Origin of the sequence: Mangrovibacter yixingensis (genome assembly GCF_020523985.1) — a bacterium.
GTDB classification, from domain to species: domain Bacteria; phylum Pseudomonadota; class Gammaproteobacteria; order Enterobacterales; family Enterobacteriaceae; genus Mangrovibacter; species Mangrovibacter yixingensis.
Genome location: NZ_JAIVKM010000001.1, coordinates 1,678,473 through 1,696,760, shown reverse-complemented (window position 1 = coordinate 1,696,760; position 18,288 = coordinate 1,678,473). Strand labels below are relative to the sequence as shown.

General features: G+C 48.7%; 17 protein-coding genes and 1 riboswitch. Of the genes, 7 read left to right on the top strand and 10 right to left on the bottom strand.

Going from position 1 to position 18,288, the window contains the following annotated elements; all coding sequences use genetic code 11:
* The first annotated feature begins 33 nt into the window (after window positions 1–33).
* Window positions 34–855, top strand: a complete 822-nt coding sequence (gene rlmA / locus LC084_RS07845; protein WP_226570616.1) for a 23S rRNA (guanine(745)-N(1))-methyltransferase — start codon at window positions 34–36, stop codon at window positions 853–855.
* On the opposite strand, the gene mntP is transcribed toward rlmA, so the two are convergent.
* The 5 genes from mntP to manX form a co-directional block, all read right to left on the bottom strand.
* Window positions 852–1,418, bottom strand: coding sequence for a manganese efflux pump MntP (gene mntP, locus LC084_RS07840; protein WP_226570615.1), 567 nt, complete (start codon window positions 1,416–1,418; stop codon window positions 852–854). The genes rlmA and mntP overlap by 4 nt on opposite strands.
* Window positions 1,419–1,602, bottom strand: a riboswitch (yybP-ykoY riboswitch).
* A 185-nt stretch (window positions 1,603–1,787) separates the two neighbouring features.
* On the bottom strand, window positions 1,788–2,246 hold the full coding sequence (locus LC084_RS07835; RefSeq protein WP_226570614.1) for a DUF986 family protein: 459 nt from the start codon (window positions 2,244–2,246) through the stop codon (window positions 1,788–1,790).
* A 54-nt stretch (window positions 2,247–2,300) separates the two neighbouring features.
* Window positions 2,301–3,152, bottom strand: coding sequence for a PTS mannose transporter subunit IID (locus tag LC084_RS07830; RefSeq protein WP_226571173.1), 852 nt, complete (start codon window positions 3,150–3,152; stop codon window positions 2,301–2,303).
* Window positions 3,153–3,164: 12 nt separating this feature from the next.
* Window positions 3,165–3,965, bottom strand: a complete 801-nt coding sequence (locus LC084_RS07825) for a PTS mannose/fructose/sorbose transporter subunit IIC (protein ID WP_226570613.1) — start codon at window positions 3,963–3,965, stop codon at window positions 3,165–3,167.
* Window positions 3,966–4,039: 74 nt separating this feature from the next.
* Window positions 4,040–4,996 carry a PTS mannose transporter subunit IIAB gene (gene manX / locus LC084_RS07820; RefSeq protein ID WP_226570612.1) on the bottom strand — a complete coding sequence of 319 codons (957 nt, stop codon included), beginning with the start codon at window positions 4,994–4,996 and terminating at the stop codon, window positions 4,040–4,042.
* Window positions 4,997–5,435: 439 nt separating this feature from the next.
* Between manX and LC084_RS07815 the strand changes: the two genes are divergently transcribed.
* Complete coding sequence (locus tag LC084_RS07815) at window positions 5,436–6,983, top strand: TerC family protein (RefSeq protein ID WP_226570611.1); 1,548 nt, start codon at window positions 5,436–5,438, stop codon at window positions 6,981–6,983.
* An 11-nt stretch (window positions 6,984–6,994) separates the two neighbouring features.
* Here the strand turns inward: LC084_RS07815 and LC084_RS07810 are convergent, their stop codons facing one another.
* The 4 genes from LC084_RS07810 to pabB form a co-directional block, all read right to left on the bottom strand.
* The gene (locus LC084_RS07810) at window positions 6,995–8,566 is read right to left on the bottom strand and encodes an EAL domain-containing protein (protein ID WP_226570610.1); all 1,572 of its coding nucleotides are present in this window, start codon (window positions 8,564–8,566) and stop codon (window positions 6,995–6,997) included.
* A gap of 167 nt (window positions 8,567–8,733) precedes the next feature.
* Entirely contained in the window at window positions 8,734–10,098 is a 1,365-nt protein-coding gene (gene sdaA / locus LC084_RS07805) for an L-serine ammonia-lyase (RefSeq protein ID WP_226570609.1), read from the bottom strand.
* Between the two features lie 164 nt (window positions 10,099–10,262).
* Window positions 10,263–10,841, bottom strand: a complete 579-nt coding sequence (locus LC084_RS07800) for a CoA pyrophosphatase (protein WP_226570608.1) — start codon at window positions 10,839–10,841, stop codon at window positions 10,263–10,265.
* Between the two features lie 3 nt (window positions 10,842–10,844).
* Entirely contained in the window at window positions 10,845–12,203 is a 1,359-nt protein-coding gene (pabB, locus tag LC084_RS07795; protein ID WP_226571172.1) for an aminodeoxychorismate synthase component 1, read from the bottom strand.
* 104 nt (window positions 12,204–12,307) lie between these two features.
* Here pabB and LC084_RS07790 point away from each other — a divergent pair, with 104 nt between their 5' ends.
* Window positions 12,308–12,496, top strand: coding sequence for a YoaH family protein (locus LC084_RS07790; protein WP_226570607.1), 189 nt, complete (start codon window positions 12,308–12,310; stop codon window positions 12,494–12,496).
* A gap of 35 nt (window positions 12,497–12,531) precedes the next feature.
* Here LC084_RS07790 and LC084_RS07785 read toward each other — a convergent pair whose 3' ends face one another.
* Window positions 12,532–12,876 (bottom strand): RidA family protein, encoded by a 345-nt coding sequence (locus LC084_RS07785; RefSeq protein WP_226570606.1) that lies wholly within the window; start codon window positions 12,874–12,876, stop codon window positions 12,532–12,534.
* Window positions 12,877–13,018: 142 nt separating this feature from the next.
* On the opposite strand from LC084_RS07785, the gene LC084_RS07780 reads away from it, so the two are divergent.
* The 4 genes from LC084_RS07780 to fadD all read left to right on the top strand — a co-directional run bounded on the left by LC084_RS07780 (window position 13,019) and on the right by fadD (window position 18,211).
* On the top strand, window positions 13,019–14,929 hold the full coding sequence (locus LC084_RS07780) for an ATP-dependent DNA helicase (RefSeq protein WP_226570605.1): 1,911 nt from the start codon (window positions 13,019–13,021) through the stop codon (window positions 14,927–14,929).
* Between the two features lie 68 nt (window positions 14,930–14,997).
* The gene (gene tsaB, locus LC084_RS07775; protein WP_226570604.1) at window positions 14,998–15,693 is read left to right on the top strand and encodes a tRNA (adenosine(37)-N6)-threonylcarbamoyltransferase complex dimerization subunit type 1 TsaB; all 696 of its coding nucleotides are present in this window, start codon (window positions 14,998–15,000) and stop codon (window positions 15,691–15,693) included.
* A 31-nt stretch (window positions 15,694–15,724) separates the two neighbouring features.
* Window positions 15,725–16,312, top strand: coding sequence for a Slp family lipoprotein (locus LC084_RS07770; protein WP_226570603.1), 588 nt, complete (start codon window positions 15,725–15,727; stop codon window positions 16,310–16,312).
* Window positions 16,313–16,525: 213 nt separating this feature from the next.
* Window positions 16,526–18,211 carry a long-chain-fatty-acid--CoA ligase FadD gene (fadD, locus tag LC084_RS07765; RefSeq protein WP_226571171.1) on the top strand — a complete coding sequence of 562 codons (1,686 nt, stop codon included), beginning with the start codon at window positions 16,526–16,528 and terminating at the stop codon, window positions 18,209–18,211.
* Window positions 18,212–18,288 lie beyond the last annotated feature (77 nt).

The window sequence follows — 18,288 nt, the reverse complement described above, 5'->3', positions numbered from 1 at the left end:
AAACTGCGCCCAGTTAGTTTTACAGGAGTGGTTATGTTGTATTTATGTCCGCTGTGCCACGCGCATTTGCAGAATGAAGATAAAAGTATGGTCTGTAATGCCGGGCACCGTTTTGACCTGGCGCGCGAAGGGTATATCAATTTATTACCCGTTCATCATAAGCGGTCTAAGGACCCTGGTGATAACGTGGAGATGATACAGGCACGGCGTGAATTTCTTGATAGCGGTCACTATGAGCCACTGCGTTCGCTTATCACCAGCCAACTTGCCCAGTGGTTACCAGAAAATGCACCCACCATGCTGGATATTGGGTGTGGTGAAGGCTATTACACCAGCGCATTTGGTGAGTTGGTAAAACAACGTGATGGCGAATGTTACGGGCTGGACGTGTCCAAAGCAGCCATTCGCATGGCAGCGAAACGTTATATGTCTGTCAATTTTTGTGTCGCCTCCAGCCAGCGTTTGCCTTTTGATGACAATAGCCTGGATGCAGTAGTGCGCATTTATGCTCCTTGTAATAGTAAGGAGTTACAGCGGGTAGTGAAGCCGGGTGGGGTTGTTATCACTGCAGTGCCAGGCCCAGAGCACCTGTATGAGCTGAAAGCGCTTATTTACCCGCAGGTACGTTTACATCCTGAACATAGCGAGTTGCTTGCCGGGTTCAGTTTGGCAGGCTCGCTACCACTTCAGACAACTTTGCAGTTAACTGGCAAGGAGGCTGGGGCATTATTGCAAATGACGCCTTTTGCCTGGCATGCCAGTGAAGAAACCAAAGCAGCATTATTTTCCAAAGCGTCATTTACCTGCAAAGCAGATTTTCTGATTCAGGTATGGCAGCGTGATAGCCTGGTTTAACCTGCGAAGTGCGCCCATAAAATTTCGCAACCAATACCAATGAGTACCAGGCCGCCGAGGATTTCAGCCCGTTTACCGAGTAGCGGGCCAATAAAGCGGCCAATCATCATACCCAGAGTGGACATTATCAACGTGGCACAGCCTATCATCAACGCCATATGGATAATGTTGACGTCCAGAAACGCCAACCCCACACCAACTGCCATGGCATCCAGGCTGGTTGCTACGGCGGTGGTTGCAAGGAGCCAAAAGCTGTGGCGTTCAAGTGGTTTTTCATCTTCGTCAGTTTCCCCACGGATCCCTTCAATCAACATACGTACACCAAGAAAGAGTAACAGCAGGAACGCAATCCAGTGATTCCAGGTAAGGACAAACTGACTGGCGACTAACCCTAAACCCCAACCAATAAGTGGTGTCAGTGTTTCTATTGAACCAAAAATAAGTCCGGTACGCAGTGCTTCGCTAAATTTGGGTTTGTGGAGAGTGGCACCTTTGCCAATTGCCGCAGCGAATGCATCCATTGACATGCCGAGGGCGAGAAGAATCATAGCTGAAAGGTTCATGGGACATCCTGACCGGGAGATAAACAAAGAACAGCACTGCGCCCCCAGTAAATAGCGCCAGTAACTGTCTTTGGTCTCGCCTGACTGTATTAATTACAGCCCGCACGTGCCACGTTATTTAAACGAGTATGTTGACACGTACATTTCCAATTACGGAAATCAGCTACTCCCCAATGATGCGCGCACCTTAACATAATTTTAGGGAATAAAACAATATTGATATTATTTGGTAATGATAACTATTTTCACTTATAACTAATAATGAAGAGCAGATTAATGGAATTGATTGAATAGACAACAAAATATGAATGAAAAATAAGCCTTGTTATGCATTGAGTTATAATATATAGACAAGGCTATATTTATATCCTATTGATTACTAACCATAAATTTATATATTCGTTCTAGATCGTCTATATTTCTGACAGAGATCAATAATCGACGTTCACCTAACTGAAAAACCAGCACTCCATCTTCAGATAAATTCATCGCCGTTATTCTTGAGTAAGGTGTCCAAAGCCCACTAAAAAAGAATCCCTCTTTTTTGAACCGAACGCGTGGAGTACGTAGCCAGAAAATATAGAAACCAACTAATGCTAGCGCACTTAATAACCATGTAGTGAATGTCGAGCCCTGAGTCTGTACGTTATTCCAAATAAGGATTGCGACCAGAATGACAAAAATCATCCCGTCAGCACGGCTACGGCGTAACAAAGGTATCGATAGCAGAGTGGGGGATTTGAGGTGGTTAATGATGAATTCGTCGTAAAGGGCAAAGGCGAAGAATGCAAGAGTTAAAACCAGAATGATGATATCCGTAAACGACATAGGTTATCCCTGTCTGCAAGCAGGCCGGGGCGACCCCGGCCTGGTGTTTTACGGTTACAGGCCAAGCAGGCCAATAGCGTAACCAACAATACCAATTACGAAGAACCCAATAATAATCCACAGCGGGTTAACTTTACGGCGTAGTAACCACATACAGGCAAATGTGAGCAGCAGTGGCACCAGGCCTGGCATTAACTGGTCAAGAATGTTTTGTACGGTCGTGACTTTTTCGGCACCCGTTTGGTCGGTTATTTTAGACACCACCAAGGGAATGTTTACATGAGTCCACTTATTGACCAGTGCCCCCATGACAAACAGGCCAAGAATGGACGCCCCTTCCGTCATTTTTTGCAGGAAGCCACCGCCCATGTCTTTAACGATGTCGATCCCTTTACGGTAACCATAAGCTACGCCGTAATAACGGGTAAGCAGGCGGACCAGGTTAAACAGTACAAAGAACAGAATGGGTCCCAGCAAGCTGCCACTCATCGCAATACCCGCACCGAGTGCTGCGAATACAGGGCGAACGGTACCCCAGAAAATCGGGTCACCTACACCTGCCAAAGGTCCCATCAGACCAACTTTGATACCGTTAATAGCCGCATCGTCAATCTCTGCACCATTGGCACGTTGTTCTTCCATGGCGAGTGTAACGCCCAGTACAGGAGCCGCTACATATGGATGAGTGTTAAAAAACTCCAGGTGACGCTTAATAGCCTGACGGCGTGCTTCATTGTTTTCCGGGTAGAGACGGCGAATTACCGGCACCATTGAAAAACAGAAACCGAGCGCCTGCATACGTTCAAAGTTCCATGAACCCTGGAAGAGATTGGAGCGAATGAATACGCCACGAATATCCCCTGGGGTGAGTTTTTTCTCAGTAGTAGTTTTAGTCATGTCAACCATATCGCTCACCTATTAATCCAGTTCGTTATCAAGGTCATTTGCGCCAGATGCCTGCGCAGGTGCAGCTGCAGAGCGGTTATATTTCGGGCTGAGCTGGATGTAGAGAATTGCCATTACAGCGCCAATAACACCCAACGCTACCAGGTTGAAATCGGTAAATGCAGCGGTGACGAACCCCAGATAGAAGAACGGCATCAAGTAGCCTGCACGCATCATGTTGATGACCATTGCATAACCAACAACAACAATCATGCCACCGGCGATGTTAAGACCACTGGTCACCACTTCAGGCAATGCATTAAGCATGTTTTGGACTTCACTGGTCCCTACAGAGATAGCAACAATGACTGCCGGGATTGCGATACGCATTGCCTGGAGCAGTAGTGCGGAAACATGTATCCAGGAAAGTGCGCTCAGGTTGCCTTTTTCTGCCGCGCTATCCGCTGCATGTTGGAAACCTACAGTGATGGTACGCACGATAATAGTCAGAACCTGGCCTGCTGCTGCGAGCGGTATTGCCAGAGCGATACCTGCGCCAATACTCTGGTGGCCAGCAATAACCAGAATGGTTGAAATAATTGATGCCAGTGCTGCATCAGGTGCAACTGCCGCCCCGATGTTCATCCAACCCAGCGCAATCATTTCCAGGGTACCACCAATGATTATCCCGGTTTTCATATCACCCAGGACTGCCCCAATGAGCGTACAGGCGATAAGAGGACGGTGAAACTGGAATTCATCCAGTATGGATTCCATACCGGCAATACAAGCGACAACAAACACCAGCACAATTTGAAGAGTAGAAATCTCCATTGTACTTCTCCTATAACGTAAACAGACTGAATAACGAACCCGTTGTCACCCAGGGTGACGGCTCGAAAGCGTAATTATTCCTTTCCGACTTTATTGATGAGGTCCATCATCTTGAGTCTCGGGTCATTGGAAACTTTGCGAACTTCCAGCTCTATGCCCCGTGCATTCAGCTTGCGGAATGCCTCAATATCTTTCTCATCAACGGAGACGGCGTTGTTTACCTGTGTTTTTCCTTGTCGATAGGCCATCCCCCCAATATTGACGGTTGTGATTTTTACCCCCTGTTCAACAATGCGTTCGACATCCGTTGGATTGGTGAACAACAACATGACACGTTCACCTGCATATTTGGGGTTGTTGTAAACACGGATCATTTTGGCGATGTCTACAACATGGGCGGTTACCCCAGGAGGAGCCACCTGAGTGAGCAATGTTTTACGGACGGTATCAGCAGCAACTTCATCACTGACCACGATAATTCGGTTAACATTGGTTTCTTTGGTCCAGCGTGTAGCGACCTGGCCGTGAATCAGACGGTCATCAATTCGCGCCAGGCCAATCACCATATAATCTGCATCAGTCATGGGTTTTGCTGGTGCAGCCGCAGGTTTGGGTTTGGCAGGTTTTGCTACAGGCTGTGCTTTCAGTGCTTTCACACCTTCACGGCCCGTTTCTACAGCAATATTGACCAGTTCATCAAATGAAGGGTTATCGTCACGCGCCATCAGCGTTTCGACTAACATGGGGATGTTAACCCCGGCAACAACCTCATGGTTTTCTTTGTCTACAACAATTCGGCTGGCTGCATTAAATGGGCTCCCACCCCAAGTATCCACAAGAAAAAGTACCCCTTTTCCTGTTTCCAGTTTCGCCAATTGAGCTTGGTATTTTTCGATAATGGTTTCCGCATTTTCGCCGGGAACAAAATCGATCCAGCCTACGTTTTCCTGCTCGCCAAGCAACATTTCAGCAGTTTTGAGCAATTGCTCAGCTGCCCAACCGTGTGTGCCTATGACAATAGCAATGGTCACTTGCTACCTCCTGTTCGCCCTTTAAACACTATGGGGATGCAAAATATCAACGTTATGAATTGATTAAGTAATGAAATCATCAGCGAGATTTATTTTAGATAGTAAAAAAATAAATTATGTGACTCAGGTCGTTAATTTACTGATAACTCAATTTTCAGTTGCAGAGTTAAGTATCTTGAAGAAAAGTGAGGGTTTTATTGCAAGCTTAGGTAAAAATTAAGCAAAAGTTATAATTTATTGTTAGGATGATTGCTCTTTTTACAATTGGAGTGCAGGGTAAGCCCTACTATATGGATCGTCACCGACGCTTCTTTACCTTCCTTTCTGCCCGTCCGGGTGTTTATTGTGCTTCCTTGAGCCACTCAGGTGGTGAACTACCCAAAAAACGCTTCAGCGCTGTTTTGCCGCTATCTGCCAGAGGCTGCAGGAGTCATCATTGATGGAAATATTAATGGATCCTTCGGTCGTTGTTGGCTTGCTGACCCTGGTGGTGCTGGAGATTGTTCTGGGCATCGACAATCTGGTGTTTATTGCCATCCTGGCTAATAAATTGCCTCCGGCACAACGGGATAAGGCTCGTGTTATTGGGTTGTCCCTCGCGCTTGTCATGCGTCTTCTATTACTCTCGCTTATTTCCTGGGTAGTGACACTCACAACGCCTCTGTTTAGTGTGGCGTCATGGTCATTTTCTGGCAGGGATTTGATAATGCTGGCTGGCGGGTTGTTTTTGTTGTTCAAAGCGACCACTGAATTACATGAACGCCTGGAAAATCGGCCCCATGATGATAGCCACGGTAACGGGTATGCAAGTTTTAGTACTGTAGTGCTGCAAATCGTTGTACTGGACGCAGTCTTCTCCCTCGATGCAGTAATTACTGCTGTGGGTATGGTTAACCACTTGCCAGTGATGATGGCAGCGGTTGTCATCGCAATGGTAATCATGTTACTGGCATCCCGTCGGTTGACGCTTTTTGTTAACGCACACCCGACAGTAGTGGTGTTATGCCTGAGCTTTTTGCTGATGATTGGCCTGAGCCTGGTCGCCGAAGGTTTTGGCTTCCATATTCCTAAAGGCTACTTGTATGCGGCGATCGGCTTCTCCGTGCTTATTGAGAGTTTTAACCAGCTAGCTCACCGCAATGCGGTACGGCAACACGCGCACCTACCGAGGCGAGCCAGAACTGCCCGGGCAATCCTGAAGTTGATGGGTAAACGTAGTCAGTCAGGCCCTGTAGTGCAGCATCCTTTACCGGAACGCCAGGAAGAGCTGTTTGCTGAAGAAGAGCGCTATATGATTAATGGCGTATTGAGCCTGTCATCACGTTCAGTACGAACTATCATGACGCCCCGTAATGAAATGAGTTGGGTGGATGTAACGCGCCAGCCAGATGAAGTTCGTGACCAACTGATGTCATCACCACACAGCTTGTTTCCTGTTTGCCGGGGTGAGCTGGATGAATTGATCGGCGTGGTTACAGCAAAATCGTTGTTGGTGGCTCTCAATAAAGGCGAAGACCTTGCCTCTGTTGCTGCTTCTTCCCCAGGGATAGTTGTGCCGGAAACATTAGATCCAATCAGCCTGCTGGGTATACTGCGCAGATCCCGCGGTAGTTTTGTTATTGTCAGTAACGAGTTTGGTGTCATACAGGGGCTGGTTACACCATTGGATGTGTTAGAAGCCATTGCTGGTGAATTCCCAGATGCGGATGAAACCCTGGATATTCAGCCAGAGAACAACGGATTACTGGTTAAAGGCAGCACTGATTTACATGCGCTGGAGAACTACCTTGGGCTTGAAGAACGCCTGACTGAGGAAAGCAATGTTGCAACGGTCGCGGGTTTGGTGATTGCGCACGAAGGTAAAATGCCCCAGAAGGGCGATAAGCTGTATATTGCCTCACTGGTCATTACTATTTTGGAAGTTAATGAGTACCGGGTTGAAAGGGTGCATATTGAGCGTGATCCCATGCTGACGGATACACAGTAAACATTTCATGGTTAATCCCCTGCTGGTGACGGGCCGGCCTGCTGATAGCGGGCCAGCCATTCACTGAACTCTTCAACCGGCAGGGGTTCGCCATAAAGAAATCCCTGCAGAGTTGACACGCCATGCTCGCGTAAATATTTTGCCTGCTCCTGGCTTTCAATTCCTTCCGCTATCATATCGATGTGCAGGCGATGCCCAAGAGCGACAATCAAATCAATAATAGGGGTGTTGACTGCCCCCGAGCCAATGGCGGTAACAAAACTTTTATCAATTTTGAGAATATCCGGTTCAAGCATTTCAAGGCGCTGTAAGGAACTGTGGCCGGTACCAAAATCATCAATTGCGAGCTTAACACCCAGTGTTTTCATTGCAGCGATATACTGGATATCCTCGTCCTCCAGCTTGTCTCGTTCCGTCAACTCCATCACCAGTTGCTGTGCCGGTTTGTGAGCATTCCAGTATTGCTTAATATCCGCCAGTATTTCCCCACGGCGAAAATGATGCGCCGCGACATTAATACCAATATGGAAATCCGCTTCTGTAGGGAAGCAGGCAGAACGAATGGCGGTTTCATACAGCACGTAACGTGTCAGGCTGGCAACCTGACCAATTTCTTCTGCAATGGGAATAAATGTTTCGGGGGATATCGGGCCCTGGCGAGGGTTATCCCACCTCAACAGAATTTCAACACCAGTACATGTCAGTGTTGCAGAATTGAACAGTGGCTGGCAGTAAAGCACAAACTCTTTTTGAGCTATCCCGGTTTGCAATTCGCGGGTGAAGCTCAGCCGCTTGGTGGTGGTTATCAAAATAGCCCAGACAGCAAACAGAGAGCAGAGTAATGCCAGAGGAAGTTGAGAAGGGAGATCTCTAATGGCAAGCCGGGTTATGGATGGGCCAATTAATGAAATAGAAATCCCGTGAATGGATGACGGTATCGTTGAAATGGTTTCACCACGTTTGGGTTCCAGCGCATGGGCAAGGCCTTCACTATGGATAAACCAGGTATCACCCACGCCGATAGCAAGCTTTTCACCGGACCCCGATTGCGTCACCCAGAGCAAATCAGCCAGGTAACCAATGTTTACCACTTGCAAGCTACCGTTCATGCCATCGGCAGTGGTGGGTAACCAGATTGCCAGAACAGGATCATGCTGTGGTAACAGATTATCCTTTTCGAGCCAGATATAAGGCGTTGCCAATGGGAACCACTTCTGGTGGCTGCTAAGAGGAACATGGCGCTCACCTAACAAGCTTGAGCAAGTTACCACTCCATTCTTAACAAGGGCGACAGCACGAAGCGAAGGCCGGGCAACTACATACTCACGCAATGGCAGTGAGGCATCATCGCAGTGTTCTGAATAGAGTGAAGTGGGTAGATGTAGTGCCATCAGCGGGGCAAGTGTGGTGTCCAGTGCGTCACGTGTCTGCTGTTGCAGTGTGAAATGCTCAGCCCGGTGAGTGGTTTTATTCAGGAAAAAGCAGATTGAAAGTGTCGCCACTACCACCAATAACCCAAGAATAAGGCAGATGATAATCCGTTTGCGTTGATGCTGGTAAACCATCCGTTGGGCGGTGTGCATGCCAGTTTGCCTTAAGTAACCTGATGGTAATTCAGAATAATTTTAGTGTAGTGGAAATAACCATATAGTTGCGAAATTATCCTGCCTATGTTTGCGGTATCACAGAGTAAATACCGCCAGCAGGGCCGCATTAGGAACAGGACTGCTGGCGGGGAAGTAAAGAGCAGTTAGTCACACTGAACTTTTATAGCGAGACCTCCGCGGGAGGTTTCACGGTACTTTGCATTCATGTCTTTGCCAGTTTCGTACATAGTTTCGATAACTTTATCCAACGAAACACGTGGCTCAGAGGTGCGGCGTAACGCCATACGAGCCGCATTAATAGCTTTAACGGCCGCTATTGCATTACGTTCAATGCAGGGAACCTGAACCTGGCCTGCCACTGGGTCGCAAGTCAGCCCAAGGTTATGTTCCATGCCAATTTCGGCTGCGACACAGACTTGCTCCGGGCTGCCGCCCAGTAATTCAGCCAAACCAGCCGCAGCCATCGAACAGGCGACGCCCACTTCGCCCTGGCAGCCGACTTCCGCACCGGAAATAGACGCATTCATTTTGAATAATGTGCCAATGGCACCCGCTGCCAGAAAATAACGGATTGCGATATCCGGGCTTACTGATTCAATAAAGTGATCATAATAACTGAGCACCGCCGGAACGATGCCGCAGGCACCATTAGTCGGGGCTGTGACCACCCGGCCACCAGCAGCATTTTCTTCGTTAACAGCAAGTGCAAACATATTGACCCAGTCAATAACGTTCATTGGGTCGTTGGAAAGCTTGCCGCTGGACATCAATAAGCGACGTAGTGCAGATGCCCGGCGGGGAACACGCAGTGGGCCGGGTAACACGCCCTCGGTATTCATGCCACGGTCAATACAGGCGCGCATGGTATGCCAAATGACATCAAAGTATTCATCTATGTCTTTGCGTGAATGTAATGACAACTCATTTTTCAGCACTAACCCGGAAAGAGACAACCCGGTATCTTTACAGTGGGCCAACAGCGATTTGGCCGAGTCAAAGGGATAAGGAACTGTTACCGGGGAAGTATCGGCCTGACCAAAATGTTCTTCATCAACAATAAAACCGCCACCAATTGAGTACCAGGTCTTGCTGTAAATGAGTGATGTTTGGTCCCATGCGTGGATTTGCATACCATTTTCATGAAGGGGCAAATTCTCGCTGTGAAAACGCATACCATCATCTTTAGGAAAATCCACTTCTGCCTGCCCGCCTGCGATTAACAACCGCCCACGGTTTTCTACATCACGAATAAATGCCGGTATGGTATCAATGTCGACGTTATCAGGTTGGTTACCAGCAAGACCCATAATGATGGCTATATCCGTATGGTGCCCTTTGCCGGTCAGTGACAATGAGCCATACACATCAACAGCAATACGGCTCACCCGGTCAATCAGCCCAAGGGTAACCAGGTCATCGGCAAATTGTTTACCTGCTTTCATGGGGCCGACAGTATGAGAGCTGGACGGGCCGATACCCACTTTAAACATGTCGAAAACACTAATCACGCATTCACTCCTGGATAACCACTGATATAGGCAGAAAACTGGGCTAAGTGTAAGAGGTTATCGCTACCGGGAGGAAACTATTCACATGAATTTAACTAATGAATACACTCAATTTGGCTAATGGGAAAAACCTGTAATGCGCAAAAGACATCCCAGGCTACAACTCAGGCATCCATACCGATTTGCAACGCGACCTGGCGGATAATCCCGGCTGTCATCCCCCAAACAAAATAGTGCTGATACCACGAAAGCCAGACCCGATGCGCATTGTTATGCCGATACACATCCAGTGGGTGATAGCGGGCTAACCGTAATGCTTCTGAGAGTGGCATTTCGAACACATCAGCCACTTCATCCTGGTTTGCATGGTAATGAATACCTGGCGGGATAACACCGACAACCGGTGTGACACTAAAACCCGTGACGCTGTCCACCGCAGGTAGCACACCAATGATTTCAACCGCAGCAGGAGGAATGCTGACTTCCTCACAGGCTTCCCGTAATGCGGTTTCTACCAGCGACTGGTCAGTGCTGTCTGCTGCGCCCCCAGGAAATGCAACCTGGCCTGCATGTTTGCGCAGAAGGGGAGAGCGGCGCGTCAAGAGTAACCCCGGTTGTGGCCGACGGATAACCGGCACCAGCACCGCAGCCTGGCGGGCATTGCGTGACACTTCATTTGTGCCTGGTTGCAACAACTGAAAGCGGGACAAAAACATCTCCATAGATAAATCATTCAGGTGCATCAGTTACTCCGTTAATACGCCAAGGATACGGCTGACTTTATCAAATGTTTCTTGATATTCCGCATCAGCTTCACTTTCTGCCACGATACCTCCCCCAGCGCTACAATGCAGGTAGCCCTGTTCAGCGGTTAAGGTACGGATGGTAATACTGGTATCCATTGAGCCACAAAAGCTCAGATAACCGATGCTACCGCACCAAGCATTTCGCCGATTTGGTTCAAGGCTTTCGATTATCTCCATCGCGCGAATTTTAGGCGCGCCGGTAATCGAGCCACCAGGGAAACAGGCGCGTAGCAAATCACAGGCATGTTTATCATCCGGTAACCGCGCCGTTATTGTGCTGACCAGGTGATGTACAGCCGGGAAAGGCTCAACAACAAATAATTCAGGAACACTCACAGACCCTGGAACAGCCACACGGCCAATATCATTTCGCATCAGATCGACGATCATCAGATTTTCTGCCTGATCTTTGCCTGAAGTAGCAAGCCGTTCAGCCTGATGTTTATCTGCAACCGGGTCTGGCAAGCGGGGCAATGTCCCCTTGATGGGCCGTGTCTGAATGTGCTTATCATGCAGGTAAATAAACCGCTCAGGCGAAACACTCAGTATGGTACTGCCGGGTAAGCGTAAAAAAGCGCTAAAAGGTGCCCGGTTAGCTTCTGTTAGCGCCAGATACGCCTGCCATTCATCACCCTGGTAACGGGCGGAAAAACGCTGTGCAAGGTTAACCTGATAGCAATCACCACTATGCAGCCAGTGCTGAATCTGACTGAACTTTGCTCGATACTCTGCTTGAGTCATATTTGACTGCCAGGGCGAGGTCAAATGAAAAGGTCGCGGGCTTGGTGGTAACTGAGATTTCAACCATGTCAGGCGGCTATGCACATCCTGCCAACTGATAAGTGTGAGTGATTGGTTTTGGTGGTCGGCAATAAGAGCCCAATCATAAAGACCTACCGCAATATCTGGCGTATGCAAATCAGCCTCAGCATGGGATGGCAAGCGTTCATACTGGCGGCCAAGATCATAGCCAAAAAGACCCAACGCACCACCCTGAAAAGGTAATGATTCATCTGGGGCTGGATTAAATGGAAAGCGACGAACTAACTCATCCAGAAGTGCCAGAGGGTCACCATGAAGTGAGGTGATGCTTTGCCCGTCATTGTATTCAGAAAAGCCATTGCAGCTCACCAGTGTGGCGCAAGGCTCTGCAACTAAAATATCGAAGCGGCTGTAAGGGTGCTCAGCATTCCCAGAATGGAGCAGCATTGCCCATGTTTTATCGCTCAGTGCAGCAAAGTAACGCGTGATAGCATCTTTGTGCCAGGGAAGGGACAGGCGGTGTAACTCAGCAGGCATGATAATCGTCTTCAGTACAATATTAAGAGTAACAGTATTCATGTTATCTGGCTTTGTGCCGGGCAGCATGAAATAATCAGACGTTAATTTATCAGGAGTTGATTATGTTTGCAGGTTTACCCGCATTAAGCCATGAAGAGCAACAAAAGGCTGTTGAACGTATTCAGTCCTTGATGGCTCAGGGTATGAGCAGTGGCGAGGCCATTGCGCTGGTTGCGAAAGAAATACGTGAAACCTTTACTGGTGAAGCAATTCCGGTTCGTTTTGAAGACGATGACGAACCAGAAAGCTGACAGAGCCCGTGAGCAGGCCCTGTCCGGGGCCTGTTTTAAATCGCTGCAATCACTTTAATTTCAACTTTCCAGTCAGGGTTCATAAGCAGTGCCTGAACGGTTGTGCGCACGGGGGCTTTGCCATTCACGACCCAGGCATCCCAGGCGTGGTTAAGTGCGGCAAAATCGTTTCTGTCTGCAAGGAACACTGTTACGTCTATCAGGCGGGTTTTATCCCCACCGCGTTCCTGCAACATCGCTTCAATTTGCCCAAGGCAGTTCTCAACTTGCTGTTGCGCATCGGCCCCGTCAATTTCCGGGACTACGGTAAAGTACATCGTTCCATTGTTGATGATAGCGTCAGACCAACGGTCTTCGGCATTAAGGCGTACAATCGTCATCTTTTTTCCTCGATAACTCTTAAACAATCCCACAGAGTGCCACAATGTTTTGTCAGAATCACCATGACTGGCACAACTTTCCCACCCCTGACATAATCGGCATCACTTTACGCCTGCCAGCCAGGCATTAGGGAGGGGAAACGTGGCAGACGATTTTGCGTCAGATGGGCAACTGGCACAGGCCATTAGCGGTTTTAAACCGCGTGAAGCTCAAAGGTTGATGGCACAGGCTGTCAGTGCAGCAATTACTAATAGCCATTCACTGGTTGTTGAAGCCGGTACCGGAACAGGGAAGACTTATGCTTACCTTGCCCCCGCTTTGCGGGCAGGTAAAAAGGTGATTATTTCCACTGGCTCAAAGGCGTTGCAGGACCAGCTGTTCAGCAGGGATTTACCTACTATTGCCAAGGCGCTGGGTTACACTGGCCTGCGTGCATTGCTCAAAGGCCGAAGCAATTATTTATGCCTTGAGCGCCTGGAACAGCAAGTGCTGGCCGGGGGTGATTTACCGGTACAAACTCTGAGCGATTTGATGGTTTTGCGCCAGTGGGTAAGTGAAACCGAAGATGGTGATACCAGCACTTGCCATGGTGTGGCAGAAGATGCACCTGTTTGGCCATTGGTAACCAGTACCAATGATAATTGCCTGGGCGCCGACTGCCCGCGCTATAAAGAATGCTATGTGGTTAAAGCCCGTAAAAAAGCGATGGATGCGGACATCGTAGTGGTAAACCATCATCTGTTTATGGCTGACATGGTCGTCAAAGACAGTGGGTTTGCCGAGCTTATTCCTGATGCTGATGTCACCATTTTTGATGAAGCACACCAGATACCTGACATCGCCAGTCAGTATTTTGGACAATCGCTTTCAAGCCGCCAGTTGCTTGATGTCGCAAAAGACATTGCCATTGCTTACCGCACAGAAGTAAAAGACACGCAGCAATTGATGAAGTGCGCCGACCGGCTCACCCAGAGCACGCTGGATTTCCGCATGCAGTTAGGTGAACCGGGTTTTCGTGGGAATTTACGTGATTTACTGGCTGATGGGGCCGTTCAACGGGCTTTGCTGCTGCTGGATGATTCCCTTGAGTTATGTTACGACGTAGCAAAATTATCACTTGGCCGCTCTGCATTGCTGGATGCGGCTTTTGAACGAGTGACCTTATACCGTGCGCGGTTAAAACGGCTGAAAGAGACTGGCCAGACAGGTTACAGCTACTGGTATGAGTGCTCCAGCCGTAACTTTACCCTGGCACTGACACCGCTCAGTGTGGCAGATAAATTCACCGAAGTGATTAAAGAGAAAAAAGGGTGTTGGGTGTTTACCTCTGCAACGCTTTCAGTAAATGATAATTTACACCATTTCACTGACAGGTTGGGCCTTGAAAACGCACAAACATTACTGCTGCCAAGCCCATTTGATTACGCACACCAGGCGCTGTTATGTGTGCCTCGCGGCTTACCTGAACCAGGAAAACCCGGTAGTGGTCGTAAGCTGGCGGCTATGCTGCGTCCATTGATAGAAGCGAATAATGGCCGTTGTTTTGTGTTATGTACTTCTCACGCCATGATGCGTGATCTGGCCGAACAATTTCGCGCCACTATGACACTCCCTGTCCTGCTGCAGGGGGAGACCAGTAAAGCACAATTATTGGAACAATTTATTGCTGCCGGGAATGCCTTACTGGTCGCAACCAGCAGTTTCTGGGAAGGTGTGGATGTGAGAGGGGATGCACTGTCACTGGTTATTATTGATAAGCTACCGTTTACATCACCCGATGACCCGTTATTGAAAGCACGTATGGAAGATTGCCGGTTACGTGGTGGTGAGCCTTTTGATGAGGTGCAATTGCCTGAAGCCGTAATTACCCTAAAGCAAGGGGTAGGGCGATTGATTCGTGATACCAGCGACCGGGGCGTGTTAGTTATTTGCGATCCAAGGTTAGTGATGCGCCCTTATGGTGAAGTTTTTCTCGCAAGCCTGCCCGATGCACCGCGCACGCGTGACATCGCACTGGCCGCGGCGTTTTTGTGCCAAAGCCCGGCGGAGTAATTTCCCCTGGGGTGTGCTAGAATGCGCGCCATTTTGTAATTGTCTTTTTCCTGAGGTTAGTACCACCCATGCGAATTTTGGCTATTGATACCGCCACCGAAGCATGTTCTGTCGCCGTGTGGAACGACGGTAAAACATATGCCCACTTTGAGCTGTGCCCGCGCGAGCACACACAGCGTATTCTCCCTTTGGTGCAGGACTTACTGAACCAGAGTGGCGTTTCTTTGTCAGATGTTGATGCACTCGCTTTTGGGCGTGGGCCTGGCAGTTTTACTGGTGTACGAATTGGTATCGGTATTGCCCAGGGGCTGGCACTTGGCGCGCAATTGCCGCTGGCAGGCGTTTCCACACTGGCTACCATGGCGCAGGGCGCGTTTCGTTTATCTGGGGCAACCCGGGTGTTATGCGCTATTGATGCGCGTATGGGCGAAGTTTATTGGGCTGAATATCAGCGTGATGCGCAAGGCCAGTGGCATGGAGAAGAAACAGAATGTGTCTGTAAGCCTGAAGCGGTGACGGCACGTTTACAGCAACTCGAAGGTGAATGGGTGACTGTAGGCACTGGCTGGGAAGCCTGGCCAGAAATGGCAAAGGATACCGGTCTGTCAGTAACATCCGCGGGCGTTACTTTACCGATGGCCGAGGACATGCTGCCGTTTGCCATTCAGGCGGTTGAGCAGCATAAAACTTTGGCGGTTGAGCAATCTGAGCCTGTGTACCTGAGAAATGAAGTGGCCTGGAAAAAATTACCAGGTCGGGAATAACAGCACTTGCTTTTTGAGTAAGGAGTTTTTCATGGCTGGTTTTTCAGTGCGTCGCGGTATTTACGGTTTGGGGCTTGCAGCTTGCCTGCTATTAACCGGTTGTGTGAGTGTACCGGATGCTATAAAAGGCACCAGCCCAACTCCGCAAATGGATTTAGTCAGGGTGATGAATGCGCCTTCTCTGTATGTTGGGGAAGAAGCGCGTTTCGGGGGCAAAGTGATTGGCTTGCAGAATCTGGATGGTAAAACGCGCCTTGAGATTGCTGTGATGCCTCTGGACGATGGTGCGAGGCCTGTACTCGGTCAGGCGTCCATTGGGCGTATATATGCTGATGTTGCGGGGTTCCTCGACCCGGTTGATTACCGAGGGCACCTTATTACTGTTGTCGGGCCGATTACCGGAACCGAAAAAGGCAAAATTGGCCAGAGCCAGTATACCTGGATGGTCATGAAAGCGGATGGATTCAAGCGCTGGCGTGTAGTGCAGCAGGTAGTAAGCCCGCCAGATGTCGTTGACCCATGGATGTGGGGGGCGGGTTACCACTTACGGATGCGCCCGGCTCCATGGGGGTATTACAACTATGGTCCGGCACGTGTCGAATCAGTTGTGACTGAATAATCAGTTAAACAGAGGTCCGGGTTTGAGTATTTAGAAACAGTGACTTTGTCGCTGTTTCTTTGTTTTCATGGACGGAAAAATAATTAGTGACGCGCTTCGCAACCTGTACACAGCGTGACAGAGTTAACTGGTACGCTGAGTTAATATAATGTTAATTATTTGTTTGTTTCTGGGGTTGCGATGACGATAAATACAACATACAGAGGTGATGCGTTGAAGAAGGTTTGGCTAAACCGATACCCGGAAGATGTACCGGCTGAGATCAATCCCGATCGTTACCAATCCCTGGTTGAATTGTTTGAACACGCCTGTGTGCGTTATGCCGACCAGCCAGCATTCATCAACATGGGTGAAACCATGACATTTCGCAAACTGGAGGAACGCAGTCGTGCATTTGCAGCTTACCTTCAGGAAGGGCTCGGTTTGAAACCGGGAGACCGGGTTGCGTTGATGATGCCGAATTTGCTGCAATATCCCGTCGCGTTGTTTGGTATTTTACGGGCGGGAATGGTTGTGGTGAATGTTAACCCATTGTATACCCCGCGTGAGCTGGAACACCAACTGAAAGACAGTGGTGCCACTGCGATAGTCATTGTTTCTAACTTCGCCCACACACTGGAAAAAGTGGTTGAAAATACCCCAGTAAAACATGTGATTCTGACGCGCATGGGGGACCAGCTTTCTACGGCAAAAGGCACGTTAATTAACTTTGTCGTCAAATACGTTAAGCGGTTGGTTCCAAAGTATCACTTGCCTGATGCTATTTCGTTTCGTCGCGCCATGCATCAGGGATATCGCATGCAATATGTGAAACCTGAACTGGAAAATACGTCGCTGGCATTCCTGCAATATACTGGCGGAACCACTGGGGTGGCGAAAGGGGCAATGCTTACTCATCGCAATATGCTCGCGAATATTGAGCAAGTTAAAGCAACCTATGGGCCCTTGTTGTTCAACGGAAAAGAGCTGGTGGTCACAGCGCTACCGCTATATCACATCTTTGCATTAACCATGAATTGCCTGCTGTTTATTGAGCTTGGTGGGCAGAACTTGCTTATCACCAATCCACGCGACATTCCAGGTTTGGTTAAAGAACTGGCCAAATATCCATTCACTGCCATGACGGGTGTGAATACTTTATTTAATGCATTGCTTAACAACCCAGAGTTCCAGAAGCTAGATTTCTCAACGCTAAATTTAGCTGCTGGTGGCGGTATGCCGGTGCAGCACGCTGTGGCTGAACGTTGGGAAAAACTAACCGGGCACTATTTGCTTGAAGGATACGGCCTCACAGAATGTTCACCATTGGTGAGCGTAAATCCTCATGATATTGATTATCACAGTGGCAGCATAGGCTTGCCAGTACCTTCCACGGATGTTCGTCTGGTGAATGACGATGGTGATTGCGTTAAGCCTGGCGAACCTGGTGAACTCTGCGTGAAAGGCCCTCAAGTGATGGAGGGTTACTGGAACCGCCCTGATGCAACAGATGAAATTTTGCAGGATGGCTGGCTACGTACCGGTGACATAGCCGTCATGGACGATGAAGGCTTTATGCGTATTGTCGATCGCAAAAAAGATATGATCCTGGTCTCGGGGTTTAATGTGTACCCTAATGAAATCGAAGATGTTGTGATGCAACATAGCGGTGTTCAGGAAGTGGCAGCAGTAGGTGTGCCATCAGAGGCCAGTGGTGAAATGGTGAAACTCTTTGTTGTAAAAAAAGAGGATTCATTAACTGAAGAAGCACTGATAACGTTTTGTCGTCGGCACCTTACAGGTTATAAAGTGCCTAAGCAGGTTGAATTTCGTTCAGAATTGCCTAAATCGAATGTAGGCAAAATTTTACGGCGAGAATTACGTGACGAAGTGCTGAAGGCAGGTGACAATAAGCCCTGAGAATTTAATCCATCTCCCATAACGCCGGGTGATCCCGGCGTTTTTTTTGGGTAATGAGCTAAAGATAGAGAAATTGT

Excerpts from the sequence above, each read along its gene's own strand:
- rlmA (WP_226570616.1), top strand. The coding sequence starts at position 34 with ATGTTGTATTTATGTCCGCTGTGCCACGCGCATTTGCAGAATGAAGAT.
- mntP (WP_226570615.1), bottom strand. The coding sequence starts at position 1,418 with ATGAACCTTTCAGCTATGATTCTTCTCGCCCTCGGCATGTCAATGGAT.
- LC084_RS07835 (WP_226570614.1), bottom strand. The coding sequence starts at position 2,246 with ATGTCGTTTACGGATATCATCATTCTGGTTTTAACTCTTGCATTCTTC.
- LC084_RS07830 (WP_226571173.1), bottom strand. The coding sequence starts at position 3,152 with ATGGTTGACATGACTAAAACTACTACTGAGAAAAAACTCACCCCAGGG.
- LC084_RS07825 (WP_226570613.1), bottom strand. The coding sequence starts at position 3,965 with ATGGAGATTTCTACTCTTCAAATTGTGCTGGTGTTTGTTGTCGCTTGT.
- LC084_RS07815 (WP_226570611.1), top strand. The coding sequence starts at position 5,436 with ATGGAAATATTAATGGATCCTTCGGTCGTTGTTGGCTTGCTGACCCTG.
- LC084_RS07810 (WP_226570610.1), bottom strand. The coding sequence starts at position 8,566 with ATGCACACCGCCCAACGGATGGTTTACCAGCATCAACGCAAACGGATT.
- LC084_RS07800 (WP_226570608.1), bottom strand. The coding sequence starts at position 10,841 with ATGCACCTGAATGATTTATCTATGGAGATGTTTTTGTCCCGCTTTCAG.
- pabB (WP_226571172.1), bottom strand. The coding sequence starts at position 12,203 with ATGCCTGCTGAGTTACACCGCCTGTCCCTTCCCTGGCACAAAGATGCT.
- LC084_RS07790 (WP_226570607.1), top strand. The coding sequence starts at position 12,308 with ATGTTTGCAGGTTTACCCGCATTAAGCCATGAAGAGCAACAAAAGGCT.
- LC084_RS07785 (WP_226570606.1), bottom strand. The coding sequence starts at position 12,876 with ATGACGATTGTACGCCTTAATGCCGAAGACCGTTGGTCTGACGCTATC.
- tsaB (WP_226570604.1), top strand. The coding sequence starts at position 14,998 with ATGCGAATTTTGGCTATTGATACCGCCACCGAAGCATGTTCTGTCGCC.
- LC084_RS07770 (WP_226570603.1), top strand. The coding sequence starts at position 15,725 with ATGGCTGGTTTTTCAGTGCGTCGCGGTATTTACGGTTTGGGGCTTGCA.